The 26629-nt window shown below is 74.8% G+C and carries 21 protein-coding genes and 2 tRNA genes; 12 read left to right on the top strand and 11 right to left on the bottom strand.

Annotated elements, in window-relative coordinates; translation table 11 throughout:
- The first annotated feature begins 85 nt into the window (after positions 1-85).
- From murI to RE027_RS01185, 6 genes are read left to right on the top strand one after another with little or no spacing between them, the layout of a single operon-like run.
- Positions 86-1021 carry a glutamate racemase gene (gene murI / locus RE027_RS01210; RefSeq protein ID WP_368806405.1) on the top strand — a complete coding sequence of 312 codons (936 nt, stop codon included), beginning with the start codon at positions 86-88 and terminating at the stop codon, positions 1019-1021.
- Between the two features lie 59 nt (positions 1022-1080).
- On the top strand, positions 1081-1908 hold the full coding sequence (locus tag RE027_RS01205) for an MBL fold metallo-hydrolase (protein WP_368806404.1): 828 nt from the start codon (positions 1081-1083) through the stop codon (positions 1906-1908).
- Between the two features lie 57 nt (positions 1909-1965).
- The gene (rph, locus tag RE027_RS01200) at positions 1966-2751 is read left to right on the top strand and encodes a ribonuclease PH (RefSeq protein WP_368806403.1); all 786 of its coding nucleotides are present in this window, start codon (positions 1966-1968) and stop codon (positions 2749-2751) included.
- The gene (rdgB, locus tag RE027_RS01195; RefSeq protein ID WP_368806402.1) at positions 2744-3394 is read left to right on the top strand and encodes an RdgB/HAM1 family non-canonical purine NTP pyrophosphatase; all 651 of its coding nucleotides are present in this window, start codon (positions 2744-2746) and stop codon (positions 3392-3394) included. Before rph ends, rdgB begins: the two co-directional genes overlap by 8 nt.
- A 25-nt stretch (positions 3395-3419) precedes the next feature.
- The gene (locus RE027_RS01190) at positions 3420-4286 is read left to right on the top strand and encodes a phosphotransferase family protein (RefSeq protein ID WP_368806401.1); all 867 of its coding nucleotides are present in this window, start codon (positions 3420-3422) and stop codon (positions 4284-4286) included.
- Between the two features lie 22 nt (positions 4287-4308).
- Positions 4309-4965, top strand: a complete 657-nt coding sequence (locus tag RE027_RS01185) for an exonuclease domain-containing protein (protein WP_368806400.1) — start codon at positions 4309-4311, stop codon at positions 4963-4965.
- Here the strand turns inward: RE027_RS01185 and RE027_RS01180 are convergent.
- Entirely contained in the window at positions 4937-6073 is a 1137-nt protein-coding gene (locus RE027_RS01180; RefSeq protein WP_368806399.1) for an ADP-ribosylglycohydrolase family protein, read from the bottom strand. The genes RE027_RS01185 and RE027_RS01180 overlap by 29 nt on opposite strands.
- 141 nt (positions 6074-6214) lie before the next feature.
- Here RE027_RS01180 and RE027_RS01175 point away from each other — a divergent pair, with 141 nt between their 5' ends.
- Genes RE027_RS01175 through RE027_RS01160 form a run of 4 tightly spaced genes read left to right on the top strand, consistent with a single transcriptional unit; the run spans position 6215 to position 12901 of the window.
- Positions 6215-7183 carry an MIP/aquaporin family protein gene (locus tag RE027_RS01175; RefSeq protein WP_368806398.1) on the top strand — a complete coding sequence of 323 codons (969 nt, stop codon included), beginning with the start codon at positions 6215-6217 and terminating at the stop codon, positions 7181-7183.
- Between the two features lie 43 nt (positions 7184-7226).
- Complete coding sequence (locus tag RE027_RS01170) at positions 7227-8393, top strand: exonuclease SbcCD subunit D (protein ID WP_368806397.1); 1167 nt, start codon at positions 7227-7229, stop codon at positions 8391-8393.
- Positions 8390-11533 (top strand): AAA family ATPase, encoded by a 3144-nt coding sequence (locus tag RE027_RS01165; protein ID WP_368806396.1) that lies wholly within the window; start codon positions 8390-8392, stop codon positions 11531-11533. Before RE027_RS01170 ends, RE027_RS01165 begins: the two co-directional genes overlap by 4 nt.
- Positions 11534-11593: 60 nt before the next feature.
- Positions 11594-12901, top strand: a complete 1308-nt coding sequence (locus RE027_RS01160; protein ID WP_368806395.1) for a hypothetical protein — start codon at positions 11594-11596, stop codon at positions 12899-12901.
- A gap of 44 nt (positions 12902-12945) precedes the next feature.
- On the opposite strand, the gene RE027_RS01155 is transcribed toward RE027_RS01160, so the two are convergent.
- The 3 genes from RE027_RS01155 to RE027_RS01145 form a co-directional block, all read right to left on the bottom strand.
- On the bottom strand, positions 12946-13731 hold the full coding sequence (locus RE027_RS01155) for an MBL fold metallo-hydrolase (RefSeq protein WP_368806394.1): 786 nt from the start codon (positions 13729-13731) through the stop codon (positions 12946-12948).
- Entirely contained in the window at positions 13728-14843 is a 1116-nt protein-coding gene (locus RE027_RS01150) for an S-(hydroxymethyl)mycothiol dehydrogenase (protein WP_368806393.1), read from the bottom strand. Before RE027_RS01150 ends, RE027_RS01155 begins: the two co-directional genes overlap by 4 nt.
- A 311-nt stretch (positions 14844-15154) precedes the next feature.
- Entirely contained in the window at positions 15155-16294 is a 1140-nt protein-coding gene (locus tag RE027_RS01145; protein ID WP_368806392.1) for a YihY/virulence factor BrkB family protein, read from the bottom strand.
- 172 nt (positions 16295-16466) lie between these two features.
- Here RE027_RS01145 and RE027_RS01140 point away from each other — a divergent pair, with 172 nt between their 5' ends.
- Positions 16467-17294 (top strand): transglutaminase-like domain-containing protein, encoded by an 828-nt coding sequence (locus RE027_RS01140; RefSeq protein ID WP_368806391.1) that lies wholly within the window; start codon positions 16467-16469, stop codon positions 17292-17294.
- A gap of 13 nt (positions 17295-17307) precedes the next feature.
- On the opposite strand, the gene RE027_RS01135 is transcribed toward RE027_RS01140, so the two are convergent.
- The 6 genes from RE027_RS01135 to bcp form a co-directional block, all read right to left on the bottom strand.
- A complete protein-coding gene (locus RE027_RS01135; RefSeq protein WP_368827984.1) occupies positions 17308-17766 on the bottom strand; it encodes a MarR family winged helix-turn-helix transcriptional regulator in 459 nt (152 codons plus the stop codon).
- Positions 17767-18122: 356 nt separating this feature from the next.
- Positions 18123-21281, bottom strand: coding sequence for an efflux RND transporter permease subunit (locus RE027_RS01130; RefSeq protein ID WP_368806390.1), 3159 nt, complete (start codon positions 21279-21281; stop codon positions 18123-18125).
- A gap of 193 nt (positions 21282-21474) precedes the next feature.
- Entirely contained in the window at positions 21475-22959 is a 1485-nt protein-coding gene (locus RE027_RS01125) for a malate:quinone oxidoreductase (protein ID WP_368806389.1), read from the bottom strand.
- 118 nt (positions 22960-23077) lie between these two features.
- Entirely contained in the window at positions 23078-24676 is a 1599-nt protein-coding gene (locus RE027_RS01120; protein ID WP_368806388.1) for an ABC transporter substrate-binding protein, read from the bottom strand.
- Positions 24677-24777: 101 nt separating this feature from the next.
- Positions 24778-24861: transfer RNA gene (locus RE027_RS01115), tRNA-Leu, on the bottom strand.
- A 49-nt stretch (positions 24862-24910) separates the two neighbouring features.
- On the bottom strand, positions 24911-25384 hold the full coding sequence (gene bcp, locus RE027_RS01110) for a thioredoxin-dependent thiol peroxidase (RefSeq protein WP_368806387.1): 474 nt from the start codon (positions 25382-25384) through the stop codon (positions 24911-24913).
- A 219-nt stretch (positions 25385-25603) separates the two neighbouring features.
- Here bcp and RE027_RS01105 point away from each other — a divergent pair, with 219 nt between their 5' ends.
- Entirely contained in the window at positions 25604-26152 is a 549-nt protein-coding gene (locus tag RE027_RS01105) for a MarR family winged helix-turn-helix transcriptional regulator (RefSeq protein ID WP_368806386.1), read from the top strand.
- A gap of 308 nt (positions 26153-26460) precedes the next feature.
- Here RE027_RS01105 and RE027_RS01100 read toward each other — a convergent pair.
- Positions 26461-26536 (bottom strand) — tRNA-Lys (locus RE027_RS01100).
- Positions 26537-26629 lie beyond the last annotated feature (93 nt).

Here is a 26629-nt window from a genome sequence, read left to right as displayed (position 1 = left end):
CATCGGCACCGTGACGCTGATCACGGCGCCACGGCAGCGGCGGGGTTTGGGGCGGCGGCACGCCCGGCACTAGGCTCTTGACGATATGCAGGATGACGACGTCTTCGGGTCCGGCGGCCGCGCCGCGCGCGGCCCCAACCCCGGTTCACCCATCGGCGTGTTCGACTCCGGGGTGGGCGGGCTCACCGTGGCCCGCGCCATCATCGACCAGCTGCCCCACGAGGAGATCGTCTACGTGGGCGACACCGCGCACGGACCCTACGGGCCGCTGCCGATCGCCGAGGTGCGGGCGAACGCCCTGCGGATCATGGACGAGCTCGTGGACTCCGGCGTGAAGCTGCTGGTGATCGCCTGCAACACGGCCTCGGCCGCGGTCCTGCGCGACGCCCGCGAGCGCTACACCCGGGTCTACGGCATCCCGGTGGTCGAGGTGATCCAGCCGGCGGTGCGCCGCGCGGTGGCCTCGACCCGCAACGGCCGGATCGGGGTGATCGGCACCGAGGCCACGGTCGGCTCCCGCGCCTACGACGACACCTTCGCCGCCGCCCCCCACCTGAGCATCGACTCGGTGGCCTGTCCCGCGTTCGTGGACTACGTGGAGGCGGGCGTCACCACGGGGCCCGGGCTGCTCGCCACGGCCCAGGGCTACCTGGACCCGCTCAAGGACGCGGGCGTGGACACCCTCGTCCTCGGCTGCACCCACTACCCCCTGCTCACCGGCGTCATCTCCTACGTCATGGGCGACTCCGTGACCCTCGTCTCCAGCGCGGAGGAGACGGCCAAGGACGTCTACCGGGCGCTCGTCGGGCACGGGCTCGAGCGGGAGCCGGGCCGGCCCGCCCGGCACGAGTTCCTCGCCACCGGCGACGCCGCGACCTTCGAGGTCCTCGCCCGGCGGTTCCTGGGCCCGGAGGTGGCGCGCGTGCGGCACACCAGCTCCGTGGCGGAGCAGTTCCCCACGGGCTCGCTCGCGCGGATCACCCCGGAGATGATCGGGGGCTCCGGCACCCCCGCTCCCTGAGCAGCCCCCGCGGCCGGAGCGGCCGCTGTCCCACCGGATCCCCTGGAAGGCCTTGGCCCATGAAACTCACCATCATCGGATGCACCGGATCCTTCGCGGGTCCGGACTCCCCGGCGTCCTGCTACCTGGTCAGCGGCGAGGACGCCGAGGGTCGGACCTGGCGGGTCCTGCTGGACATGGGCAACGGCGCCCTGGGCGTCCTGCAGCGCCACCTGGACCTGCACGACATCGACGCCGTGCTCGTCAGCCACCTGCACCCGGACCACTGCATCGACCTCGCCGGGCTGCACGTCGCGGTCAAGTGGGACCCGCGGGGCTGGGGCGGGGCGCGGATCCCGCTGTGGGCGCCCTCCGGGATCCACGAGTACCTCAGCAACACCCACGGGCTGCCCCTCGAGCCGGGCATGCACGGGGAGTTCGAGTTCCACGCCTGGGCGCCGGAGGAGCCCGTGCGGATCGGGCCGTTCACGGTCACGCCCTACCTGGTCCAGCACCCCACCCCCGAGCCCTACGCCCTGCGCATCGACTACGACGGGGTGCTGGGCCCCAGCACCCTGACCTACTCCGGGGACACCGACGCGTGCGACGCCCTGGTGCGCGCCGCCCGCGACGCCGACGTCTTCCTCTGCGAGGCCGCCTACCACGAGGGGCGCGACGACGCCCTGCGCGGCATCCACCTCACCGGCCGGTGCGCCGCCGAGGCGGCCCGCGACGCCGGCGCCGGCAAGCTGCTGCTCACCCACCTGCCCGTCTGGAACTCCCCGGCGCTGGCCCTCGAGGAGGCCGGGGAGGTCTTCGAGGGGCCCATCGGCCTGGCCGAGCCCGCCCACACCTACCGCATCGTCCGGCACAGCAGCGGCCGTCCCGCGGCCGCCGTCGGACCGTGAGCCCCACCGCTGCGGGACAGGGGTCCCCGCCCGGGACCGAGGGGTAAGGTGGAGCCCATGGATTCCCCCGTCGACACGACCGCGCAGGCCCCTTCGACCCCGGGGGCGATCCGGGCGGACGGCCGTTCGCCCGACGAGCTGCGACCCATCACCATCACCCGCGGCTGGTCCCAGCAGGCGGAGGGCTCCGCGCTCATCGAGTTCGGCAGCACCCGGGTGCTGTGCACCGCCTCCGTGACGGAGGGCGTCCCGCGCTGGCTCAAGGGGGAGGGCCGCGGCTGGGTGACCGCCGAGTACGCGATGCTCCCGCGCGCGACCTCCACCCGCTCCGCCCGCGAGTCCGTGAAGGGCAAGATCGGCGGGCGCACCCACGAGATCTCCCGGCTCATCGGCCGGTCCCTGCGCTCGGTCATCGACCTCTCCGCCCTGGGCGAGAACACCGTGGTCCTCGACTGCGACGTCCTCCAGGCCGACGGCGGCACCCGCACCGCAGCCATCACCGGCGCCTACGTGGCGCTCGCGGAGGCCGTCAGCTGGGCGCGGGCCGAGGGCCTGATCGCCCGGCGCGCCCAGCCGCTCACCGACACCGTCGCCGCCGTGTCCGTCGGGATCATCGACGGCGTGCCGATGCTCGACCTCCCCTACGTCGAGGACGTGCGGGCCGAGACCGACATGAACGTGGTCGTCACCGGCTCCGGTGACTTCGTGGAGGTCCAGGGCACCGCGGAGGGCGCCCCGTTCGACCGCGACGAGCTGGACGCCCTGCTCGACCTCGCGCTCGCGGGCTGCGCCCAGCTGACCCAGATCCAGGTGGAGACCCTGCGGGAGGGGGACGGTGCCTGAGCACGACGGCGCCCGCGTGGTCCTGGCCACCCACAACGCCGGCAAGCTGGCCGAGCTGCGGGAGATGATCGCCGCCGCGCTGCCCGGCGCGGACGTCGAGCGGCTCGTGGTGGACGCCGCCGCGGCGGGCGCCCCCGACGTCATCGAGGACGGCACCAGCTTCGAGGCCAACGCCCTGCTCAAGGCCCGCTCCGCGGCCGCCGCGACCGGGCTGCTCGCCGTGGCCGACGACTCCGGCCTGGCCGTCGACGTGCTGCACGGGGCCCCCGGGATCTTCTCCGCCCGGTGGTCCGGGCGGCACGGCGACGACGCCGCCAACCTGCGGCTGCTGCTCGAGCAGCTCTCCGACATCCCCAACGCCCACCGCGGCGCGCAGTTCGTGTGCGCCGCCGCGCTCGCGACCCCGGACGGGCGGGAGCACGTGGAGACCGGGGTGCTGCGCGGCACGCTGTTGCGCGCACCGGTGGGGGACGGCGGCTTCGGCTACGACCCCGTCCTGCTCCCCGAGGGCTCCGACCGCTCCGTCGCCCAGCTCACGCGCGCGGAGAAGAACGCCGTCAGCCACCGGGGCCGCGCCATGCGAGCCCTGCTCCCGCACCTCGTGGCCGCGCTCCGCGCGGACGCCGCCGCCGTCCCCGACTGACCCGCCCGGACCGAGGAAGTTGCCCATGCCCTGGTCGTCGCTCCACCACCTGCCGTTCGCCGGCGCCGTCGAGGCCGTCCTGGCCGAGGCCGGGATGCGCTCCGACCGCGGCGAGTGGGAGGTCCACGCGGGCGGGTCCGCCCACGTGGTGGTGAACGTGGGGCACGTGATCTCCGTGCGGATCGCCAAGAACGCGACCGTCTGCGAGCACGTCGAGCGGCGCACGGAGGTCCTGCGGCGGCTGCCCCGCTTCTCGTTCGCGACCCCCCGGCCGCTCACGGGGGTGGTGTTCTCGCACGGCTACACGGGGGTGGGGCTCACCTGGCTGCCCGGGTTCCCGCACCCGCCCGGGCAGGGGGACCCGGCCGCGCTGCACCGGGTGCTGACCGAGCTGGCGGAGGTCGACGCCTCCGGCTTCGCCCGGTACCTGGACCGGCCCGGCCAGCACTGGGGCGGGCACCGCCGCCGGCACGTGCTCATCGACGAGGTCATCCCGCGGCTGCTGCCCCGCAACCAGGACGCCGCGCTGCAGGCCGTGACGGAGCTCGCCGCGCTGCCGACGGTGGCCCCCAGCCTGGTGCACGGGGACCTCATGGGCCACAACATGCTCTGGAACGGGGAGGAGCTGACCGGCGTCATCGACTGGGACCACGCCTGCCTCTCCGACCCCGCGCACGACGCCGCGTCCCTCGGGCTGTGGTACGGGTGGGACGTCCTGCGGGCCGCCGTGTCCGAGGCGGTCTACGAGCGGGCGCTGCTGCACGCGCGGACCTTCCCGCTGCAGGCCGTCGCGTACGCGCTGCACCACGACCTCGACACCGCCCAGGTCAACCAGTCCATCGCCCGGGCGGACGACTGGATCGAGACCAACCTGCGCGGCGTCTCCGCCTGAGCCGGGGCAGTAGGCTGTTCCGGTGCCGTTCTCCGCTTCCCCCGACACGACCGCTGACACGACCGCCGCCGCGTCCCCGTCCGCCGCGTCCTCCCTCGACTTCACCGCGATCGACTTCGAGACCGCCAACCGCTTCATCGGCTCGCCCTGCGCGGTCGGACTGGTCCGGGTCCGAGGCGGGGTGGTGGTGGAGGAGCGCTCCGCGTACATGCGGCCCCCGCGCACCTGCGCCGACTTCGACCCCGGCAACGTCCGGATCCACGGGATCACCGAGCGCACGGTCGCGGACCACCCGGTCTTCGACGAGCTGTGGCCGCGGATCGAGGACTGGATCCTCGAGGAGGACGCCGACGAGCTGGTCGTGGCGCACAACGCGGCCTTCGACATGGGCGTGATCCGCGCCGCCTGCGCGGAGACGGGCACCCGCCACGCCCCGCTGGCCTACGCGTGCAGCCTGGCACTGGCCCGGCGCGGCTACGACCTGCCGTCCTACGCGCTGCCGCGGGCGGCCGAGGCCGCCGGGGTCCCGCTGGACCGCCACCACGACGCCCTCGAGGACGCCCGGGCGTGCGCGGGGATCGTGGTGGACCTCGTACGCCGCTCGGGGGCGGGCACGGTCGGCGCGCTGCTCGCCGGCTCCGGCCTGAGCGTCAGGCGCCTGGCGCCCCGACTTCCCTGAGCCAGCGCTCGGCGGCCTCGGCCACCGCGTCCCGGGCGTCCAGCGCGGCGAGCCACCCCGGGGGCAGCGCGGCCGTCCCGAGCGCGGCGCCCGTGACGGCCCCGGCGATCGCGGCCGTCGAGTCCGAGTCGCCGCCGTGGGCCGCGCCCAGGCTCACGGCGCGCCGGAACACCGACTGCGGATCCGCGGCCGCCGCGTCCTCGACCTCGGCGCGCAGGGCCGCGTAGAGCCCGACGGCCAGCGCCTCCGGCGCCGTCCAGCCCTCGCCGAGCAGGCCGGTGAGCGCGTCGGGGGCCAGGGCCTCCCGCTCGGCGGCGCGCACGGCGTCGTCGAGCCGGGCGAGGGTCTCGGCGACCGGGCGCGTGAGGTTCCCGGCGGTCTCGCGGGCCGCCGCGACCGCGGCGGCGACCGGCCGCTCCGTGCCCTCCCTGCGGGCCCGGACGGCGGCGTGGACCGTGAACCCGTAGACGGCCGCGGCGGTCTGCGCCTCGGGGTGCCCGTGCGTCACCGCGGCCCCGTTGATCGCCAGCGGCGCGAGGGTGCGCCACCCCACGTGCGGGAGCAGGCCGAACGGGGCGGAGCGCATCACCGTTCCGCAGCCCTTGGCGTCCGGCAGCAGCGGCCGCTCGACCTCGCCCATCCGCCCGCTCCGCAGCGCCTCCAGCACCGCGCCGCCCGGTCCGCGGACGGCGTGCAGGACCTCGTAGTCGTCGAGGCGGCGCGGCAGGGGCCGCGGCGCCTCCGCCGGGTAGGGGACGTCCTGCGTGCGCAGCCAGCGCAGGTAGGCCAGCCACAGGCAGGCCGTCTCGTCGGCGGGCTGGCCGTCGTTCGCCCACTCGACGACCTCCTGGAGGGCGTCCAGGGTGTAGAGGGTCAGCTGGGTGTCGTCGGAGATCTGCAGCCGCGCCGCGGGGCCGTCCGTCCCGTCGAGGCCCGCGAGACCGTCCGGTCCGTGGCGCTCGGCGAGGCGGGGGTACGGGTCGGTCCCGACCCGGTAGCCGATCGCGTCCCCGAGGGCCCCGCCCAGCAGGGCGGCGCGCACGGAGTCGGCGTACTCGGGCCAGGCGGGGTCCAGGCCGGCGTCGGGGCGGAGGAGGGGTGCGGGCATGCGGTCAGTGTAGTCGGCGGCCGGTCCGCACCGGAGCGTCCTGCCGGGCCCCCCGGGCGTCTGTGGTTGCATGGCACGGGTGGCGCCCCCTGACCGCCACGGCGCCCGCCCGTGCCGGCACGACCCTCCGAGGAGAACCCGATGACCGAGAACGTCCACGGCCCCGCCGCGCGCCCCGGCGCCGACGGACCGGCGCACGGCAGCACCCCCGCCGGGAGCCCCTCCGGCACCCCCGGCGGCCACCGGGCCCCGGCGCCGGCCGGCATCGCGGCCCCCGTGCCCGCCGCCGCCCGCAAGGACCCGGCCCCGGAGGCCGGGCCGGGCCCCTCCGCACCGGCGCGGTGGGCCGCGGAGTTCGGGGGCACGGCGCTGCTCGTCTTCGCCGGGCTGGGCACGGGCATGTTCGCCACCGAGGTCGTGGACTCCGCGCTGGGCTTCGGCCTCGGCCTGCTCGCCGCGGTCGTCGCGTTCGGCCACGTCTCCGGCGGGCACTTCAACCCGGCGGTGACGCTGGCCGCGGTCGTCGCGGGGCGCACCTCCCCGGTGCCCGCGATCGGCTACGTGGTGGCCCAGGTGCTGGGCGCGCTGAGCGCCGCCGGCGTCCTGTGGGCGGTGCTGATGACGCTGCTGGACGCCGCCACCACCGCCCAGGTGCTCGGGGCCGTCTCCAACGGCTTCGGCGCGAACTCCAGCTCGCAGGCGGGGTGGACCACCGTGCTGCTGGTCGAGTTCGTCGCCACCGCGCTCCTCGCCCTCGTGGTGCTCGGCTCGACCGCGCCCCGCGCCAACGCCGTCCTCGCCCCGGTGGCCATGGCCGCGGCGCTGGCCTTCCTGCTCACGATCACCGCGCCGTTCGACGGCGGATCGCTGAACCCGGCCCGCTCCTCCGGGGCCGCCGTGGTCGCCGGGGCGTCCCACCTCCCGCAGCTGTGGCTCTTCTGGGCGGCGCCGCTGCTCGGCGGCCTCGTCGCCGGGCTCGCCCACCGCGCGGCGGGCCTCACCCGCCCGCGCCCCGGCGCCCGGGCGGACGCCGCCCGGGCGGAGGCCGGCACGGCGGACGCCGCGGTCCCGGGCGACCCGCGCCCGGAGGACCCCACCCACCAGCCGTGAGCCGCGGTCCTGCCGTGTCCGGCGGGGCCGCTAGATTGACCGCATGCGATTCCTCCACACCTCCGACTGGCACCTCGGCCGCTCGTTCCACGGCCAGGGCACCCTGGAGGTGCAGCGGGCCGTGCTCGACGAGCTGACGGGCTGGGTCCGTGAGCACCGCGTCGACGTCGTGCTGGTCGCCGGGGACGTCTACGACCAGGCCCAGCCCCGCGCGGAGGTCGTGGAACTGCTGGGCCGGGCGCTGGCCGACCTGCGGGCCGCCGGCGCCCGGCTCGTGCTCACGAGCGGCAACCACGACTCCGCGGCGCGCCTGGGCTTCGGCGGGCCGCTGCTGGAGCCGGGCGGCGTGCACCTGCGGACCCGGGTGGAGGACGTCGACCGGCCCGTGGTGCTGCCCGACCCCGCCGGGGGCACCGTGCTCGTCTACGGGGTCCCGTACCTCGAGCCGCGCGCCGTCGCCGGCGCCCTGGACGCCGAGCCCGACCACCCCTCCGTGACGGCCGCCGCCCTGGACCGCGTCCGGGCGGACGCCGCCCGGCGCCGCACGGAGCTGCCGGGGCCCGTGGCCGTGGTCGTGCTCGCCCACACCTTCGCGTCCGGGGCGGCCGAGTCCGACTCGGAGCGCGACCTCAACGTGGGCGGGCTCGGCACCGTCCCGCCGTCCGTCTTCGCCGGGGCCGACTACACGGCCCTGGGCCACCTGCACCGCCGCCAGGCCGTGACGGACACGGTGCGCTACAGCGGCTCCCCGGTGGCGTACTCCTTCTCCGAGGCCGGGCACGCCAAGGGCGCCTGGCTCGTGGACCTGGAGCCCGGGGCCGCCCCCGAGGCCCGCGCCCTCGACCACCGGCACGGCCACCGGCTCGCCCGCCTGCGCGGCACCCTCGCGGAACTGCTCGCGGACCCCGCTCTCGCCGTGCACGAGGACGCCCTCTGCCAGGTGGTGCTGACCGACGAGCACCGCCCGCCGCACCCGATGGACACGGTCCGCTCCCGCTTCCCGCGCACCCTCGAGCTGCGCTTCGAGCCCGCCGGCGCCCCGCCGGAGCGGGACCGCAGCTACGCGGCCCGGGTGGCGCGCGCCGAGAGCCCGCTCGAGGTGTGCTCGGCCTTCTACGAGCACGTCCGCCGCCGCCCCGTGGCCGACGACGAGGCGCGCGTGCTGGGCTCCGCGGTGGAGAGCGTCCGCGCCGGGGAGGCGCCGGCATGAGACTGCACCGCCTGGAGATCACGGCGTTCGGGCCCTTCGCGGGGCACGAGAGCATCGACTTCGAACCCCTCAACGCGTCCGGGCTGTTCCTGCTCAACGGTGTCACCGGCGCCGGCAAGACCAGCGTGCTGGACGCCCTGTGCTTCGCCCTCTACGGCTCCGTGCCCGGCGGACGGGCCCGCAACGCCCTGCGCAGCCACCACGCGGGGCCCACCGCCGCGCCCGAGGTCGAGCTCGAGTTCACGGCGGCCGGCCGCCGCTTCCGGCTCACGCGCACCCCGTACTGGGAGGTGCCGTCGGCGCGGGCCGCCTCCGGCACGGCCGTCCGCCAGCCCAAGGCCCTGCTGATGGAGCGCGGCGACGACGGCGCGTGGGTGTCCCGGGCCACGCGGCTCGACGACGTCGGGGAGCAGGTCCGCGAGGTCGTGGGCCTGTCCGTGGAGCAGTTCACCCAGGTGATCCTGCTGCCCCAGGGGGAGTTCGCGGAGTTCCTGCGCGCGAGCTCGGGCGACCGCGAGGCGGTGCTCAAGAGACTCTTCGGGACGGCCTTCTACGAGCGCGTCCAGGAGGAGTTGGCCGCCCGGTCCCGGGCCGCCCGGGCGGCTGCGGAGGCCGCGGCGGCTGACGTGGCCCGGCTGGTCCGGGACGCGGAGCGGGAGCTGGTGCAGCTGCGCGGGCTCGACCCCGCCGGGCCGCCGGACCCGGACCCCGGCCAGGACGGCGACCCCGGCCAGTTCGATCCCGGCCAGTTCGACCCCGGTCGGGGCGGCACACCGGATGCCGCCGGTCCGGACGCCGCCGGTTCGGCCGTCGCCGCGGCACGAGCCCGCGTGCTCGCGGCGCAGTCCCGGGCCCTGGCGGCCCACGGCGAGCTCGACGCCCGGCTCGCGGACGCCGAGCGGCACGCGGCGGGGCTGCGGGAGGAGCAGCGGCTGCGGCAGCGCCTCGACGGACTGCGGGCCGAGGAGGCCGAGCTCGAGCAGCTGCGGCCCGGGACCGAGCAGGACCGCGCCGCCCTGCAGCGGCACCGGGCCGCGGTGCCGCTGCGCGTGGTCCTGGACGCCCGGCGCCGGGCCCACGACGGGCTCGCGGCCGCCGGGGAGGACCTGGCCACGGTCGTGGGGGAGCTCGGTGCCGACGAGATCCTGCGCACAGCCGCGGCCGCGCTGCCGGCGGAGCACGGGACGTCCCTCCGCGAGACCCTCGCCGGGCACGGGGCCCCCTCGCCGGGCCTGCGCTCGGCCGCCGACCAGGCGCTCGCCGCGGTGCGGCAGGCCCGGCGGCGCGAGCCCGAGCTCGCCCGGCTCGTGGAGGAGACCGCCGCCCTGCGGACCGCGGTGGCCGAGACCGAGCGCGCCCGCGCGGAGCACGAGGAGCGCGCCGCGCTCCTGGCGGTCGAGCGCGAGGCCCTGCTCCGGCGGACCGCCGAGCTCGCCCCCCGCGCCGAGCGCGCCGCCGAGCTCGCCCGGACGGCCGCGGACGCCGCCGCGGTCCTGACGGCCTCGCGGGAGCTCCGGGCCGCCGGCGCGCGGGAGACCCGGCACCGGGAGGACTACCGCGAGGCCGAGCACGCGCGGCGCACGACGGCCCGGGAGTCCGAGCTGCTCCAGCAGCGACGGTTCGAGCAGGCGGCAGGGCTGCTCGCCGCCGGCCTCGAGGCGGGCGCGCCGTGCCCGGTGTGCGGCAGCGCCGAGCACCCTGCCCCCGCGGAGACCGGGGACGCGGCCGCCGTCACCGACGAGGCCCTGCGGGCGGCACTGGCCCGCCGGGACGCCGCCGCGGAACGGGCCGAAGCGGCGCGCCGGGAGCACGAGGCGAGCCACGACGCCGTCGTCCGCCTCCGGGCCGGCGGCGCCACGGACGACCTCCCCGGCGCGGAGTCGGCCGCCCGGGACGCCGCCGCGGCGGCGGACGCCGCGGCCGCGGCCGAGCGCGAGCTCACCGGGGCCCGGACCGGGCTGGACCGGGTCCAGGCGGCGCGGGAGCGAGCGGAGCAGGACCGGCACGGGAGCGAGGTGGCGCTGTCCACGGCGCGGGCCCGGCTTGAGCGGACCGTGGCGCAGCACGGCGCCCTGGCGGCCGAGCTGAGCGCCGCCGCCGGGGGCTTCGGGGACCTCTCGGGCAAGGAGGCGGCCGTGCACCGGCTCGTCGCCGCGCTGTCCCGACTCGCCGATGCGCACGACCGGCACGAGCGCGCCCGGCACGCGGCCGAGGACGCCGGCGCGCAGCTGGCCACGGCCCTGGCGGAGTCGTCCTTCGCAGGGGAGGACGAGCTCTCCGCGGCCCTTCTCACCCCCGCCGAGGCCGGGCAGCGGCAGCAGCGGGTCGACGACGCCGACGCCCGCGTCCTGCGGGTGGCCGCCGGGCTGGGGGCCCCCGAGCTCGCCGCGGTGCTCGGGCAGGAGAGCTCCGGCGCGCCCGCGCCCACCCCGGACGAACTGGCGGCGGCGCAGACCCGACTCGACGACCTGCGGGCGCAGCGGGACAGGAGCACCGGCCGGCTCGCGGGGCTCGCGGGCCTGCTCGACCGGCTGGCCGCCCTGGCCGCGGAGGCTGCGACGGCCGACGCCGCGGCCGTCGCGACCGCCGCCGGAGCGGCCGTGCTGCGGGGCCTCGCCGACACCGCCAACGCGACCTCCTCGGACAACGCGCTGCGGATGACCCTCAACTCGTTCGTGCTGGCCGCCCAGCTCGAGGAGGTCGCGGCCGCGGCCTCCGTCCGGCTGGAGCGCATGACGGGCGGCCGCTACCGGATCGTGCACACGGACGCCAAGGACGGCGGGCGCAAGTCCGGGCTGGGCCTGCAGATCGAGGACGCGTGGACGAACGCCCGCCGGGGGACCGAGTCCCTGTCCGGGGGGGAGACGTTCATGGCCTCCCTGGCCCTGGCCCTCGGCTTGGCGGACGTGGTGCAGGCGCAGGCGGGCGGCGTGGAGATCGACACGCTGTTCGTGGACGAGGGCTTCGGCAGCCTCGACGAGGAGACGCTCGAGGAGGTCATGGACACCATCGACGGACTGCGCGAGCGCGGGCGGGTGATCGGGCTCGTCTCCCACGTCCAGGAGATGAAGTCGCGGATCCCCCAGCAGATCCGGGTGCACCGTTCGCCGCGGGGGTCGACGCTTTCCGTCATCGGCTGAGCCCCGGGACTAGGCTGGTGCCCTGCCCCGGCCCCCACCGGAAGGAACCGGAAGCCCCTCGTGAGCAGCACGCGCGCCCCCGAACCGCTCGGCGGGATCAGCATGGCCACCCGCTCGCCGCTGGCCGACTCCCGCGAGCTCGCGGCCGTCAGCGGCGCCCTCTACCCGGTGCTGACCCTGCTCGTGCGCCTGCCCCAGACCATGGTGCCCCTGGGGGTGCTCACCACGGTGGCCCTGATCTCCGGGTCACCGGCGCTCGGCACCCTGTGCGCCGGGGCGGTGACGCTCGGCTCGGCCCTGTGCGGCCTCGCCATGGGCGCGGCCGCCTCGTGGCGGGGGCGCCAGGTCGGGCTCGCCCTGCTCACCCTCGCCAACCCGGTGGCGGTCTGGTGGCTCGTCCGGCTGCTCCCCGGGGCCTCCGCCGCGCCCGACGCCGACGCCGCCCGGCTCGCGCTCCCGTGCCTGCTGGCCGGCCTGGTCCTGCCGCAGATGGGCGTGGTCTGCCGGCTGCGCTGGTGGTCGCTGCTCGAGCGGGACTCCCGGCCCGACCTCTTCGACACGGCGCTGCGCCACGAGAGCGTGATGGACTCCCTCGCCACGGTCCTGGCCGCCGCGATCACCGGCCTCGTGGTCGTGACGCTCGGGCCGGCCGCCGTGCTGGCGCTCGCGGCGGCCCTCACGCTCGCGGGCACCACGGTGTTCCTGCTGCACTGCTCCGCCCGGCTGCCGCGCAGGGCCCTGCACTTCCGCGACCCCGTCCCGCCCGGGCTCACCCGGGCGGCCCGCCGCCGCCGCCGCCGGATCACGCAGCTCCGGCTGCTCCCCGTGGTGGGCATGGGCGCCCTGGGCGCGCTGCTCGGCTCGATCCTGGGCGCCGTCGTCGTCTTCGCGACCTCCGTGGACGCGGTGGTGTCGGTCAGCTGGCTCTACGCCGTCACGGGACTGACCTCGGCGGGCGCAGCGGTGCTGGCCTCCGCCCGCACGGAGGAGCTGCGGCTCTGGAACCGCTGGGTGGGAGCGTCCGCCGCAGCGGTGCTCGCCTCAATGCTCCTGACCCTCCCGGACGACTCCGTGGGCATGGTGCTGGTCCTGGCGATGGTCGGGCTGACCACCGGTCCCAGCCTCGTGGCGGTCTACGAGATCGCGCGGCTGGTGGCGCCCAGCTCCCGGGTCACGGCCCTCACCACGGTGATGACCGCCGCGATGAGCGTGGGGCTCACGGTGGGCCTCGTCCTCTCCGGATGGTTCGGGGAGTCGTGGGGCTACCGGAGCGCGGCCCTCTTACCCGTCGGCTCCGCGGCCCTCCTGCTGGCCAGCGCCCTGGGCTTCGTCCACCGCTGGCGGCGCACCGCCCTCGACGACGCCTGAGTCCCGCCGGGCCCGGTGCCGGGCCCGGCGGGACGGCGGGCGGCTCAGTGGCCGCGGTCGATCCACTCCTGCAGGTGCGGGGCCTCGGCCCCGATCGTGGTGGTGTCCCCGTGGCCGGTGAGCACCTCCGTGGCCGGCGGCAGGGTGAGCAGCCGGTCCCGGATGGAGCCGACGATCGTGGGGAAGTCCGAGTACGAGCGTCCCGTGGCCCCGGGTCCGCCGGCGAAGAGGGTGTCCCCGGAGAACAGGATCCCGGACTCGCCCAGGTCCGGGGCGGAGAAGCACACCGAGCCCGGGGAGTGCCCGGGGGTGTGCAGCACGGTCAGGGTGACCGCGCCCACGGTGAACTCGTCCCCGTCGGCCAGCTCGGCGTGGAAGGCGGTGTGCGGGTAGACCTGCTCCCACAGCATCGTGTCGGCCGGGTGCAGGTGGATGTTCCCGCCGACCTGGCCGGCGACCTCCTTCACGGAGCGGATGTGGTCGTCGTGGGCGTGGGTGAGCAGGATCGCCACGACGTCTCGTCCCGCCACGGCCTCGACGACCTTCTGCGGGTCGTGGGCGGGGTCGAGGACCACGCACTGCTCGTCGTCGCCGACGATCCAGACGTTGTTCTCCACCTCCCACGTGCCTCCGTCCAGGGAGAACGTCCCCGCGGTGACCAGCCGCTCCACCCGCACCGGGCCGGTGGCCCGCCGGGTCGGCACGGCCCCGTGGTCGTCCGGGTACGTCCGCTGCCGGGCGGGAAGGGCGTCCCCGTCGTGGGCCGCCGCGGCCGGGTCGGGCACGGGTCCCTCGCCGGTGGAGCCGGGAGTGGGGCCGGGGGCGCTCATCGGGTGGCCCCGGCGGCGGGGGCGATCTCGACGACGGAGCGCAGGACCTTGCCGGCGGTCATCCTCTCGAACGCCGGTTCCACCTCCTCGATGCCGATCCGCTCGCTCACGAACCCGTCCAGGTCCAGCCGGCCCAGACGGTACTGGTCGACCAGCATCGGGAAGTCCCGCGACGGCAGGGTGTCGCCGTACCAGGCGGACTTGATCGCCCCGCCGCGGCCGAACACCTGGTCCAGCGGGATCTCCCAGGTGGTGCCCGGGGCCGGGACGCCGACCAGCACCATCCGCCCGGCCAGGTCCCGGGCCTCGAACGCCTGCCGGAAGGTGGGAGCGATGCCGACCGCGTCGATCACCACGTCGGCGCCGAACCCGTCGGTGAGCTCCCGGATCGCGGCCACCGGCTCCTGCTGCCTGCTGTTGACCGTGTGGGTGGCCCCGAACCGCCGGGCGGTCTCGAGCTTCTCGTCGTCGATGTCCACCGCGACGATCGTGGTCGCGCCCGCCAGGGCGGCCCCGGCGATCGCGGCGGTGCCGACGCCGCCGCAGCCGATCACGGCCAGCGACTCCCCGCGCTGGACGCCGGCGGTGTTGAGCACGGCCCCGATCCCGGCCATCACCCCGCAGCCGAGCAGGCCCACGGCGGCGTACTGGTGCTCCTGCAGCTCGCCCTCGATCTTCGTGCACTGGCCGGCGGCCACCAGGGTCTTCTCGGCGAAGGCACCGATGCCCAGGGCGGGGGAGAGCTCGGTGCCGTCGGCCAGGGTCATCTTCCGGGTGGCGTTGTGGGTGGCGAAGCAGTACCAGGGCCGGCCCTTCCGGCAGGCCCGGCACTCGCCGCACACGGCGCGCCAGTTGAGGATCACCTTGTCCCCGACGGCCACCTCGGTCACCCCCTCACCGATCGCGGACACGATCCCGGAGGCCTCGTGGCCGAGGAGGTAGGGGAAGTCCTCGCCCACCGCCCCGACCTTGTAGTGCAGGTCCGTCTGGCACACCCCGCAGGTGAGCACGTCCACCAGCGCCTCCCCGGGCCCGGGGTCCGGCACCAGGATGGTCTCCAGGGTGGCCGGTTCGTTCTTCGCCTTGACGACGACTGCTCTGACCTCGTGCATGGGGCACGGTCCTTTCTGCGGACGACATGACGGTTCCGGTCCGGAACCCCGCTCCCAGTCTAGGGAAGCACGGCAGGGGGGCATCGGGGCCCCGGTGCTGCTCCGGAGAGCCACGGCGACCCGCCGCGCGGGCCGTGCCCGGGCAGGCCCACGCCGCCGGGGGAGAGCCCGCGGCCTCGAGGTCGTGGGCCGCGTCCGTGCGCACCCGCCCCGGGAACGCCGCAGCGGCGGACCCGTGGCTCAGCACCACGGGTCCGCCGCTGCGGTTCCCACGGAGCTCCTCGAGCTCCAGGGGGCCGGGCGGTCCCGGATCAGGAGGCGGAGGAGGAGCCGCCCTTGCCGGAGGTCCCGGCGCCGTCGGAGTCGCCGGAGTCCTCCCCGGAGGAGTAGTCGATGTGCTCGTGCTCGAGGCGCAGCTTGCGCCCCTGGTCGACGAGCTTCTCCTCCTTCTTCTCCTGCTTGTCGATCTGGCGGGTGTCCCGCGGCGGCAGCTGGATGGTCTCCTCGGCCTTGATCCCGCCCTGCAGCTCGCGGCCGCGCTCGACCTCGGCGTCGATCTCCGCGCCCAGCAGCAGCACGTTGTTGATGATCCACAGCCCCAGCAGCAGGATGATGACCGAGCCGATGATGCCGTAGGTGGCGTTGTAGGAGGCGAAGTTGATCACGTACCAGGTGAACGCGGCCGCGGCCAGCGCGGCCACGATCAGGGCGACGATCGAGCCCATGCTGATCCAGCGGAACTTCGGCTGCTCCACGTTCGGGGTGAAGTAGTACAGGATCGCGATGAGCACGATCGCCAGCGCGACGACGACCGGCCACTTGGCGATGTTCCAGACGGTCACGGCGGTCGTGCCGAGCCCGATGAGGTCGCCCACCCACTGGGCGATGCCACCGGAGAGCAGGAGCATGAGCATGATCAGCACCACGACGAGCACCAGGACCAGGGTCACGAGGATGTTCATCGGCCGCAGCTTCCAGACCGGCCGGCCCTCCTCGACCTCGTAGATCCGGTTCATGGCCCGGCCGAACGCCCCGGTGTAGCCGGAGGCGGTCCACAGGGCGCCGAGCAGACCGGTGAACAGGGCGATCCCGGCGCCGGTGCTGGTGGTCAGGTTGTTGATGGGTTCCCGGAGCAGGTCGACGAGCGCCGCCGGCGCGTAGTCACTGAGGAAGTTCGTGATGGCCTGGGTCGTGGCCTCGCCCTGGCCGAACACGCCGAGCAGGGAGACGATGGCCAGCAGGGCCGGGAAGAGGGAGAGCACCGCGAAGTACGTCAGCGACGCGGCGAGGTCGGTGCAGTCGTCCTTGGAGAACTCGGAGAGCGAGCGCTTGAGGATGTAGCCCCACGCGGGCTTGCTCAGCTCGGTCGGGCTGTCCGGCTTGCGGCTGTCCTCGGGGTCCGGGGCGGTGCGCTCCTTGGACCGGCTGTCCTGGGTGGTGTCCTGGGCCATGCTGCGCGTCCTTCGGGGTCGGCCGCCGGGTGGGGGCGTGAGCTCCGGCCGGCGGCGGGGGCATATGGGGGATGTCTCGTGGATCAGTGTACTGACGATCGCGTCCGTGGGCGACAATGGTCCGGGCGGACCGCGGGTCCGGCCGACATCCCACCTGATCAGGAGGCCCCTCGTGCCCACCACCCGGCGCACCGTCTCCGCGGAGGTCGACTTCGCGTCCGAGACCGATCACCTGGCGGTCTTCTCGCTCGCCGCCGCCCGGGCCGGCGGGCGTCCCCATCCCGGGGAGCGCCTGAGCCTGCGCGCCGACGGCCGGGAGGTTCCGCTCGAAACCGCCCAGGACCTGCACGGCACCCGGCTGCACCTGGCCCGCGTGCCGGGCGGCACACGGTGCACCGTCTCCTACGAGCTCACCCTCGACGGCGCGGGAGCCCCGCCGCCGGCGGAGCCCGTCGACGTGGTCCGCTACACCCGCCCGAGCCGCTTCTGCCCGTTCGACGAGATGGCCGGCACCGCCGACGCCCTCTTCCCGGGGGCCCGCGGCGGTGGGTACGGGACCCTCCAGCGGGTCCGGGACTGGGTGCACGAGAACCTGGACTACGTGGCGGGCTCGTCGACGGCCACGGACACGGCCGTGCAGACCTTCCTCACCCGCCAGGGGGTCTGCCGGGACTACGCCCACCTGCTGATCACCCTGCTGCGGGCGCTCGGGGTCCCGGCGCGGCTGGTGTCGGTCTACGCGCCCGGGCTGTCCCCCATGGACTTCCACGCGGTGGTCGAGGCGTGGCACGACGGCGCGTGGTACGTCCTGGACGCCACCGGGCTCGCTCCCCGGTCGGAGTTCGTGCGGATCGCCACCGGCGCCGACGCCTCCGAGACGGCGTTCCTGACCACCCTCCAGGGGCAGATCACGCTGGGGGAGATGCGGGTCGCCGCGGAGTCCTCCGCGGACGTGCCCGAGGACCCGGAGGTCAGGGTGGTCCTCCCGCTGCCCGCCTGACGGCCCGGGCGGGTCAGAGGGAGTTGACGGCCTCCCGGAGGCGGTCGGCGAGCCGGGTGAGGATGCGCAGCTCCTCGGGGTCCAGGCCGGCGGACATCAGCTCGTGCACGTGCAGCCGGAACTGCTCGGCGATCTGCGCCTGCATGGTCCGTCCGGCGTCGGTCAGCCGGATCCGCAGGCCCCGCAGGTCCTGCGGGTCCTGCCACCGGTGCACCAGCCCCTTCAGCTCCAGGCGCTCCAGCATCCGGCTGAGGCTCGACTGGGTGAGCAGCACGTACTCGTTGAGCTCGTTGAGCCTCATCCCGGCCTCGTCGGCACGGGAGAGGTTGAACAGGACGTCGTACTCGCGGGCCGAGAGCTCCGCGAACTCGGGTTGGCGCTGGAGACGCCGCATGACCGTCACCTGGGCCCTGAAGAGGGCCTCCCAGGCGTCGGCGCTGTTCTGCACTCGATCTGTTTCTCTGCGGGTCACGGCTTAATGCTACGACCGAGTTACATGGGCGGCTCGGGCGAGGGTGTCCCCCTTTCGGGGGTTTCCCCCCGGTGTCCGGCCGGGCTCCGGCCGATCCCGGCGCCGGTTGTGCCGCATGACCAGCCACGACGCGCTTGTCGTGCGTGCGGGGGACAGGGTTCCTTCCGTGCGCCCATCCCTGTTTTCGAGTGCGAACGTCCACGAAAGTGCGCACGGGTGACGCCGAGGGGACCTGCCGCAGCTGGATGCGGGAGCTGCGCCCCCGTCGACCACGTCCTCGGCCCGGGGTCGGCGCGGCAGGTGGTGGCCCGTGAGGGCGGGGCGGCGGTCCCGTCCCGGGAGCGTGGGCGTGCCGATCAGGATCCCGCCGGGCCGGACAGCGCCGCGATCCGCTCCTCCCGGCGGCGGTGCCGCTCCTCCTTGCGGGCCTCCACCAGCCGGTACAGCACCGGGACCAGCACGAGGGTGAGCAGCGTCGAGGAGATCAGTCCGCCGATCACCACCACGGCCAGCGGCCGGGAGATGAAGCTGCCCTGGCCCGTGACGCCGAGCGCCATGGGGGTCATCGCGAGGATGGTGGCCAGGGCGGTCATCACGATGGGCCGCAGCCGGCGGGTCGCGCCCCGCTCGATGGCGTCCTCCAGGGCCATGGCGTGCTCCCGTCCCCGGTACTGGTTGATGAGGTCGATCAGCACCACCGCGTTGGTCACCACGATCCCCACGAGCATCAGCACGCCCACGAGCGACGCCAGGCCCAGCGGCACCCCCGAGGCGAGCAGCGCGAGCACCGCGCCCGTGGCCGCGAAGGGGATCGAGACGAGCAGGATCAGGGGCTGGACCAGTGACTTGAACGTCGCCACGAGGACCACGTAGACGATCGCGATGGCCGCGAGCACGGCGAGGCCCAGCTGGCGGAAGGTGCTCTGCTGCTCGGTGGCGGCCCCGCCCAGCTCGGCCGCCGCGCCCTGCGGCAGGTCCAGGGCCCCCAGGGCCTCCTGGACGGCGGTGCTCGTGGCGCCGAGGTCGTCTCCCGCCGGGGTGACGGCCACGGTCGCGGTGCGCTGGTCCCGGCTCGAGGTGATGGCCTCGACCGTGAGGGTCTCCTCGACCTCGGCCAGGTCCTCGAGGGGGACGGGCCCGCCGGCCGTGGGCACCGGCAGGCCCCGCAGGGCGTCGACGTCCTCGACGGCGCGGCCCTCGCCGATGGTGACGGCCACCGAGTTCGCGTCGAGGTCGATGGACCCGGCCGGGAGGGGGTTGACCGTGCCGGCGAGCGAGCCCGTGACCTGCTCCTCGGTCAGCCCCCGCTCGGCGGCGGCCGCCCGGTCGACCGTGACGACGACGGTGGGCTGGGTCGCCGCGAGGTTGCTCGTGACCTGGCCCGCGGAGTCGAGCTCCCGCATCGCCTCGACGACGGCCGCGTCGGCGGCGGCCAGCGTGTCCTGGTCCGGGGCGCTGACCGAGATCTCCACGTCGCTGCTGGTGAACCCCTGGGCACCCTGAACCGAGAACTCGCCGGCGCCGTCCAGCCCGTCCAGCTGCTCGCCGACGTCGCGGCGCAGCTGCTCCTGGTCGACCTCGGCGTCCGTCGTCACGGAGAAGGTGGCGCTGTTGGTGCCGCTGCCGGGCAGGAACGCGGAGAAGCCGCCCCCGGTGCCCATGGTGACCTGGACGTCCTCGATGCCCCCGGTGGAGGCGAGCACCTCCTCGGTGCGGGACGCCTGCTCGGAGGTCACCTGCAGCGCGGTCCCGGCCGGGAGCTCCTGCTCGATCGTCATCGTGTTCTGCCCGGTGTCCCCGAGCAGGTTCGTGGGCAGCACCGGCAGCAGGGCGGCCGTGCCGCCGAGCACGAGCACGCTCGCCCCGAGGGTGGCCCACGGGTGGCGCTGGGTGCCGCGCAGCACGGGGAGGTAGCCCCGGGCCATCCGGGTCGGTGCCTCGGCCGCGCCGGGGCCCCAGGGCGCCGACCGGGCGCCGGTCTCCCGGCGGCGGCGCCGGGCGAGGCGGGGGTCGCGCAGGAACCAGTACGCCAGGACCGGCACGATGGTGAGGGACACGACCAGGGAGGAGAGCAGGGCGATGGTGGTGGTCAGGGCGAACGGCCGGAACAGCTCGCCGGTCACGTCGCCCACGAACGCGATGGGTACGAACACCGCCACGGTGATCAGCGTCGAGGCGGTGATCGCCCCGGCGACCTCGCGCACGGCGCCGAGGATGGCCCGGCGCTTCGCGCCGGCGGGGTCGGTGCGCAGGTCCACGGTCCCGTAGTGGCGCTTGATGTTCTCGATCACGACGATCGAGTCGTCCACCACGCGCCCCACGGACAGGGTGATCGCCGCGAGGGTCAGGAGGTTCAGCGAGTAGCCCAGGGCGCTGATGCCGACGAACGTGGCGAGCAGGGACAGCGGGATGGAGATCGCGGTGACCAGGGTCGAGCGCAGGGACGCCAGGAACACCAGGATGACCAGCACGGCGAAGGCCAGGCCCAGGAGGCCCTCGACGGTGAGGTCCTCGATGGACTGCTCGATGTAGGGCGCCTGGTCGAAGACGGTGGTGATCCGGGCGCCGTTGCCGAGGTCCTCCTCGAGGGCGGGGACCATCTCCCCGACGGCGTGGGAGATCCCCACGGTGTCCCCGTCCGGGGTCTTCGTGACGGACAGCGCGAGGGTCGGCTCCCCGTTGGTGCGGGTGATCGAGGTCTGGTCCTGGTCGGCGAGCCGCACGGCCGCGACGTCGCCGATCGTGGTCGTCCCGCCCGTCCCGGGCGCGTCCTCGGAGCGCGGGAGGGGGACGTTCTCCACGGCCCCGAGGGAGTCCAGCGGGGAGCCTGCCTGGACGGGGACGGTCGTGGCGCCGTCGTCCACCGCGCCCACGGGCACGAGCCCCCCGCTCTCCTCCAGGGCGGTGCGGATGTCGGCGGGGGTGGCCCCGGCGCGGGCGAGCTCGGCCCGGTCGGGCACGATGGAGACGACCTGCTCCGGTCCGCCGCTGACCTCGGCCGAGCGCACCCCCTCGATCTTCTGCAGGTCCGGGACCGTGAGACGCTCCAGGTCCGCCGCCAGGGAGCTGAGCTCCTCGTCGGAGGACACGGCGAGGAAGACGATGGGGAAGTCCGCGACGGAGCCGGCGAAGGCGGCGGGCTCGACGTCGTCCGGCAGCTGCGTCCCGACGTTGGAGATGGCCCGCTCCACCTGGTTGCGGGCCCGGTCGAGGTCGGTGCCGTACTCGAAGCCGAGCTGGATGTTGGACAGCCCGCTGCGCGAGGTGGAGGTGGAGGTCTCCAGGCCCTCCACGATGTTGAGGGCGCGCTCCAGCGGCCGGCCCACCTGCTCGTCGACGACCTCGGCGGAGGCGCCCGGCATCACCGAGACCACGCTGATCGCGGGGATCTCGAGCGACGGGATGAGCTCCTGCTTCATGGAGCGCATGCTCAGCACGCCGAAGACGGCCACGAAGACCGTGATGAGCACGATCAGGGCGCGGTTGGCCATTGAGGCGCGGGCGAGGAGAAACACGCGTGCTCCTAGGGGAGGGACGGGCGACGGCGCTCCGGAGGGGACGGGAGCGGACGCTCCTCAGCGTACCGTCGCCGACCGACAGGTCACCGGGACCCCCGGTGCCGGGTACCGGAGGCGGTGCGGACGCGGCAGGGCCCCGGACCGTCCGGTCCGGGGCCCTGCCGCGCGTGCCGAGCCGGTCGGTGCGGGCTCAGTCGATGCCGAGCACCTGGGCGGTGCGGCCCATGACCTCGTCCGCGAGCTGCGGGTGGTCGTTGAGCGTCACGCCGTAGGAGGGGATGAGCTCCTTGAGCCGGCTCTCCCACCCGGAGATCCGTGCCGGGAAGGACTTGGCGAGCAGGTTCAGCATGATGGGCACGGCCGTCGAGGCCCCCGGGGAGGCGCCCAGCAGGCCGGCGATGGAGCCGTCCGCGGCGGTGATGAGCTCGGTGCCGAACTGCAGCACGCCGCCCTTCTCCTTGTCCCGCTTCATCACCTGCACGCGCTGGCCGGCCTCCACCAGCTCCCACTGCGAGCCGTCCGCCGTCGGGTAGAACTGCTGCAGGGCCTCGACGCGCTGGCCCTTGGTCTTGGCCAGCTCGCTCAGCAGGTACTTCACGAGGTCCAGGTTGGCCAGGCCGGCGCGGGTCATGGGGTAGAGGTTGTGCGGGCGCACGGACAGGGGCAGGTCGAGGAACGAGCCCTGCTTGAGGAAGTTCGGCTTGAACCCGCCGTAGGGGCCGAAGAGCAGGGCGCGCCGGCCGTGCTCGTACCGGGTGTCCAGGTGGGGCACGGACATGGGCGGGGCCCCCACGGAGGCCTGGCCGTAGACCTTGGCGTTGTGCTGGGAGGCCACGTCCTGGTCGGTGTTGCGCAGCCACAGGCCCGAGACCGGGAAGCCGCCGTAGCCCTTGGCCTCACGGATGCCGGACTTCTGCAGCAGCGGCAGGGCGCCGCCGCCGGCCCCCACGAACACGAACTTCGCCCGGATGAGCCGGTGGCCCTCGGCGTTGATCCGGTTCTTGACCTGGGCCACCCACGTGCCGTCGCTCTGCCGGTCGAGGTCCACGACCTGCTGGCCGTAGCGCACCTCGCCGCCCCGGGCCTGCAGGTGGGCGACCTGCTGCCGGGTCAGCTCGCCGAAGTCGACGTCGGTGCCCTCGGGGGACCAGGAGGCGGCCACGCGTCCCGCGCCCCGCCCGTGCATGGTCAGCGGCGCCCACCCGGCGATCCGGTCGCGGTCCTCGGTGTACTCCATGCGCTCGAAGAGCTTGTTGGGCTGGAGCGCCTCGTAGCGGCGGCGCAGGTAGTCGCCGTGGGCGTCGCCGAAGACGAGGGACATGTGCGGCACCGGGTTGATGAAGGTGCGCGGGTCCTGCAGCTTGCCCTCGGACACGAGCGAGGCCCAGAACTGCCGGGAGAGCTGGAACTGCTCGTTGATGCTCAGCGACTTGGCCGGGTTCACGGAGCCGTCGGCGGCCTGCGGGGCGTAGTTGAGCTCGCACAGCGCGGAGTGCCCGGTGCCGGCGTTGTTCCAGACGTTGGAGCTCTCCGCGCCGACCTGGTCCAGGCGCTCCAGCAGGGTGATGTCCCACTGCGGCTCGAGCTCCTTGAGGAACACGCCGAGGGTGGCGCTCATGATGCCTCCCCCGATCAGGAGGACGTCGGTCGATTCCGTTGCCTGAGGTGATGTCACAGTCGATGCTCCCGTTGAAGGCCCGGCGCTGACGCCGCGCCGGTGAGTGGTCGGGTCTCAGACTAGCGCCACGCCCGGACGTTCCCCGAATGTCACCGGGTGCGCCCGCCGACCCCGCTCAGGGCGCCGGGGCGAGCCGGACCTGGTTGAAGTCCTCGTAGCCGGTGGAGGTCAGCGGGAAGGAGGTGACGGAGCCGCCGACGGCCACGGCGGAGATGGGGTGGGCCAGGGGGACGGCCGGCAGCACCCGGGAGAGGCGGTCGTTGATCGACGCGTACGCCCGCGAGCGCTCCTCGCCGTCCGGCAGCGCGGCGGCGCGGTCGACCGCGCCGAACAGGGAGGGGTCGTCGATCGCGAACTCGCCGTCGGGGGCGCCGAAGAGCGCGCCCATGAAGTAGTCGGGATCCCGGTAGCCGCCGTTCCAGCCCAGCAGGTGCAGGGCGTGGTCGCCGTCGGGGTCCTGGACCTGCTGCACGTACCCGTCCGACCAGTCCACCGGGACGGGCTCGATCACGAAGCCCGCCCGCACCAGCTGGGCCGCGATGTCGGCGTAGATCTTCTCGGGCTCCTGCATGTAGGTGCGGGAGGTGTTGCGCGGGTAGTAGAAGCGCAGCGGCTCGCCGTCGTAGGACGAGGCCTCGAGCAGCTCCTTCGCCCGCTGCGGGTTGTAGGCGGGCACCTGCAGGTCGGTCCCGTCCATCGCGAAGCGGGCCGGGAGGAACTGGTCGGCCACCCGGGTGCCGTCGGGGTAGTGCTCGCGCACGATGGCCCCCCGGTCCACCGCGGAGGCGATCGCCGCCCGCACGTCCGGGTCGTCGAGCGGGGCCACGTTCTGGTTGATGCCCAGGTAGGACACCGAGTAGGGGTCCCGCTGGAAGACCTGCACGCCCTCCCGGGCCAGCGGGGCGAAGGAGTCCAGGCCCACCTGGTCGTAGCCGTCCACCTGCCCCAAACGCAGCGCGACGTAGCGCAGCTCCGGCTCGGCGACGGTGCGGAACTCGAGGGTGCCGATGTCCCCGAGCTCGCCCCAGTAGTCCGGGTTGGCGCTGAGCACCAGGCGGGTCCCGTCCCCCGACTCGAAGCGGAAGGGCCCGGTCCCCACGGGGTGGGAGCCCTGGGTGCCGGACGCCAGGGCGGCCGGGGAGGCGATGCCGAAGGCCGGCTGCGTCAGGGCCCGGAGCACGGGCGTGCGCGCGGAGGTCAGGGACAGCTCCACGGAGGAGTCCGACTCCACGGTGCAGGCCCCGTACAGGGACCCGCCGGTGGCGGTGCGGAAGACCGTCGCGAAGGAGGTCCGGGCCCCGTCGGCGGCGTGGGACTCCCAGCGCTCGAAGTTCGCGCACACCGCGGCCGCGTCCAGGGCCGTGCCGTCGTGGAAGCGCACGCCGTCGCGCAGCTCGAAGGTGTAGGAGCGCCCGTCCGCCGAGCGCTCCCAGGACGTCGCCAGCGCCGGCACCGGCTCGCCCGTGGACGGGTCGGCCCGCACCAGGCCCTCGAGCATCTGGGCGGCGATCCGCGAGGTCTCCACGGTGCTGGTCGTGGCCGGGTCCAGGGTGGGCGCCGCCGCTGCGTTGGCGAACACGAACGTGGCCTCCGGCATCGACCGGGAGGCCTCGGGTCCGGGGGCCCGGCCGTCGGCGGAGCACGCGCTCAGGGCGAGCAGCCCCGCGGCGAGCGCGAGGGCGGCCGCGGGTCGGGGGGTTCGCCTGGGCGCCATGGGTCCTTCGTGCTCCGCCGCGTCGCGCGGCAGGTGGTCGTGGGTGTGGTCGTGGGCGTCGTCGGGCTCCGGCCCCGGGAAGGGGCGGGAGGGCCGTCCGGTGCGCGAGGCGGGACTCGAACCCGCACGCCCGTCAGGGCACAGGAACCTAAATCCTGCGTGTCTGCCAGTTCCACCACTCGCGCCGAGGGGCCCGCTCGGGCCCCCGTCCATCCTATCCTCAGGGCCCCGGTCTCAGGCCTCCAGGCCGAGGTCGCGGCGCAGCTTGGCCACGTGGCCCGTCGCCCGGACGTTGTACTGCGCGAGCTCCACGGTGCCGTCGGCGTCGACCACCACGGTCGAGCGCACGAGTCCCTCGTAGGTCCTGCCGTAGTTCTTCTTCTCGCCCCAGGCCCCGTACGCCTCGGCCACCCGGTGGTCGGCGTCGGAGAGCAGGGGGAAGGTCAGGGACTCGTCGGCGGCGAACCGCGCCAGGGCCTCCGGGGGGTCGGGAGAGATGCCGACGACGGCGAAGCCGTCCGCGGCGAAGCGCTCCAGGCTGTCCCGGAAGTCGCACGCCTGCGTGGTGCAGCCGGGGGTGGCGGCCTTCGGGTAGAAGTAGACGACCACGCGGCGCCCGCGGTGGTCCGCGAGGGAGACGGGCCGGCCCTCGGCGTCGGGCAGGGTGAAGTCGGGGGCCGGTCGGCCCGGTTCGAGTCGTGCTGCCATGAGCGGTTCCTCCGTGCTGTCGGTGCGGTGGTCGGTGCGTGTCCGTGTGCCGTCGGAGCGGTGCCCGGACGACGAAAGACTACCGGCGGTTCCCGGGGGCCGCCCGGGGCCCTCCGGCAGCGGTCTGTCGGCCACCGCCTGTTCACGTGCAGAGAAATGCTCATAAGTTTGCTTAGCATGATGCTGTATTCCGTGTTCGGGATCGGTAGACTGCTTTTCATGCCTTTCACCACTCAATGGCCGACCAACAGACTGCTCTCCACGGCGGCTCGCCTCGTGGAGCACGCCTGGAACGAGCGCCTGGCCACGCTCGGTGTGACCCACGCGGGGGTCATGGCCCTCGACGTCCTGCAGACGGCGGGGAGCATGACGCAGGCCCAACTGGCGCACCGCGTCCGGGTGCAGGCGCAGACCATGGGCAAGACGCTGCACCGGCTCGAGCTGCACGGGCACGTCACCCGCTCCAAGAACGTCCGGGACCGGCGCAGCCACCTCGTGTCCATCACGCCCGAGGGACAGCACATCCTCGAGGCCGCCACCAAGCTGGAGGACGACCTGGTCGGCGACGGGCTGCTCACCGACGAGAGCCTGCGCCGCACCCTGGCCGACATCATCACCACGCTCGGCGGCGCCCGCTGGAAGCTGCGGGTCCAGCCCGACGGCACCGTCACCGACGCCGGCTCCGCCGACGCGGTCCCGGTGGAGGTCGTGGAGGAGCCCGCTGAGGGAGAGCGCGAGGCCGTGGCCCAGGGCGACACGACGACCTGAGCCGGCCGCGCCCGCCCGCACCTCCGGGCATCGGACGGGCGCGGGGAGGGGCGGAGCACCACGGGGCGGGGCCGGCACGGCTCCGCCGACCCAGCACCACCGTGCGGGTGAGGAGCCTGCTCGTGAGGAGCCACAGGGCCGTGGCTCCTCCGGGGCACCCGGGGTACCTCAGGGACCCCGGGTTTTGTCGTGCCCGGGGCCGGGTCCCCGGCACGGGCTTCCCCGCGTCGACCTCACGGCGTCCGGTGCGGCCGGTTCCGGGGACGACGAAAGGCCCCGCCGCGGCTTTCCGCGACAGGGCCTTTCCGTGGTGCGCCCCCTCGGACTCGAACCGAGAACCCATTGATTAAGAGTCAATTGCTCTGCCAATTGAGCTAGGGGCGCAGGTGGTGCGGCAAGAACACTAGCACGACCGGGCCCGGGGGCCGAATCGGGCCGACCGGCTTCCGCCGGGCTCCGCCTCGCAACGAGAAAGTA

It is taken from the genome of Kocuria sabuli, assembly GCF_040981185.1.
GTDB lineage: Bacteria > Actinomycetota > Actinomycetes > Actinomycetales > Micrococcaceae > Kocuria > Kocuria sabuli.
Note: the sequence above shows the minus strand (reverse complement) of the source record. Positions and strands in the feature narration are given on the sequence as shown.

Excerpts from the sequence above, each read along its gene's own strand:
- RE027_RS01145 (WP_368806392.1), bottom strand. The coding sequence starts at position 16,294 with ATGGCCCAGGACACCACCCAGGACAGCCGGTCCAAGGAGCGCACCGCC.
- murI (WP_368806405.1), top strand. The coding sequence starts at position 86 with ATGCAGGATGACGACGTCTTCGGGTCCGGCGGCCGCGCCGCGCGCGGC.
- RE027_RS01205 (WP_368806404.1), top strand. The coding sequence starts at position 1,081 with ATGAAACTCACCATCATCGGATGCACCGGATCCTTCGCGGGTCCGGAC.
- RE027_RS01175 (WP_368806398.1), top strand. The coding sequence starts at position 6,215 with ATGACCGAGAACGTCCACGGCCCCGCCGCGCGCCCCGGCGCCGACGGA.
- RE027_RS01170 (WP_368806397.1), top strand. The coding sequence starts at position 7,227 with ATGCGATTCCTCCACACCTCCGACTGGCACCTCGGCCGCTCGTTCCAC.
- RE027_RS01180 (WP_368806399.1), bottom strand. The coding sequence starts at position 6,073 with ATGCCCGCACCCCTCCTCCGCCCCGACGCCGGCCTGGACCCCGCCTGG.
- RE027_RS01150 (WP_368806393.1), bottom strand. The coding sequence starts at position 14,843 with ATGCACGAGGTCAGAGCAGTCGTCGTCAAGGCGAAGAACGAACCGGCC.
- RE027_RS01120 (WP_368806388.1), bottom strand. The coding sequence starts at position 24,676 with ATGGCGCCCAGGCGAACCCCCCGACCCGCGGCCGCCCTCGCGCTCGCC.
- RE027_RS01155 (WP_368806394.1), bottom strand. The coding sequence starts at position 13,731 with ATGAGCGCCCCCGGCCCCACTCCCGGCTCCACCGGCGAGGGACCCGTG.
- rph (WP_368806403.1), top strand. The coding sequence starts at position 1,966 with ATGGATTCCCCCGTCGACACGACCGCGCAGGCCCCTTCGACCCCGGGG.
- RE027_RS01105 (WP_368806386.1), top strand. The coding sequence starts at position 25,604 with ATGCCTTTCACCACTCAATGGCCGACCAACAGACTGCTCTCCACGGCG.
- bcp (WP_368806387.1), bottom strand. The coding sequence starts at position 25,384 with ATGGCAGCACGACTCGAACCGGGCCGACCGGCCCCCGACTTCACCCTG.
- RE027_RS01165 (WP_368806396.1), top strand. The coding sequence starts at position 8,390 with ATGAGACTGCACCGCCTGGAGATCACGGCGTTCGGGCCCTTCGCGGGG.
- RE027_RS01190 (WP_368806401.1), top strand. The coding sequence starts at position 3,420 with ATGCCCTGGTCGTCGCTCCACCACCTGCCGTTCGCCGGCGCCGTCGAG.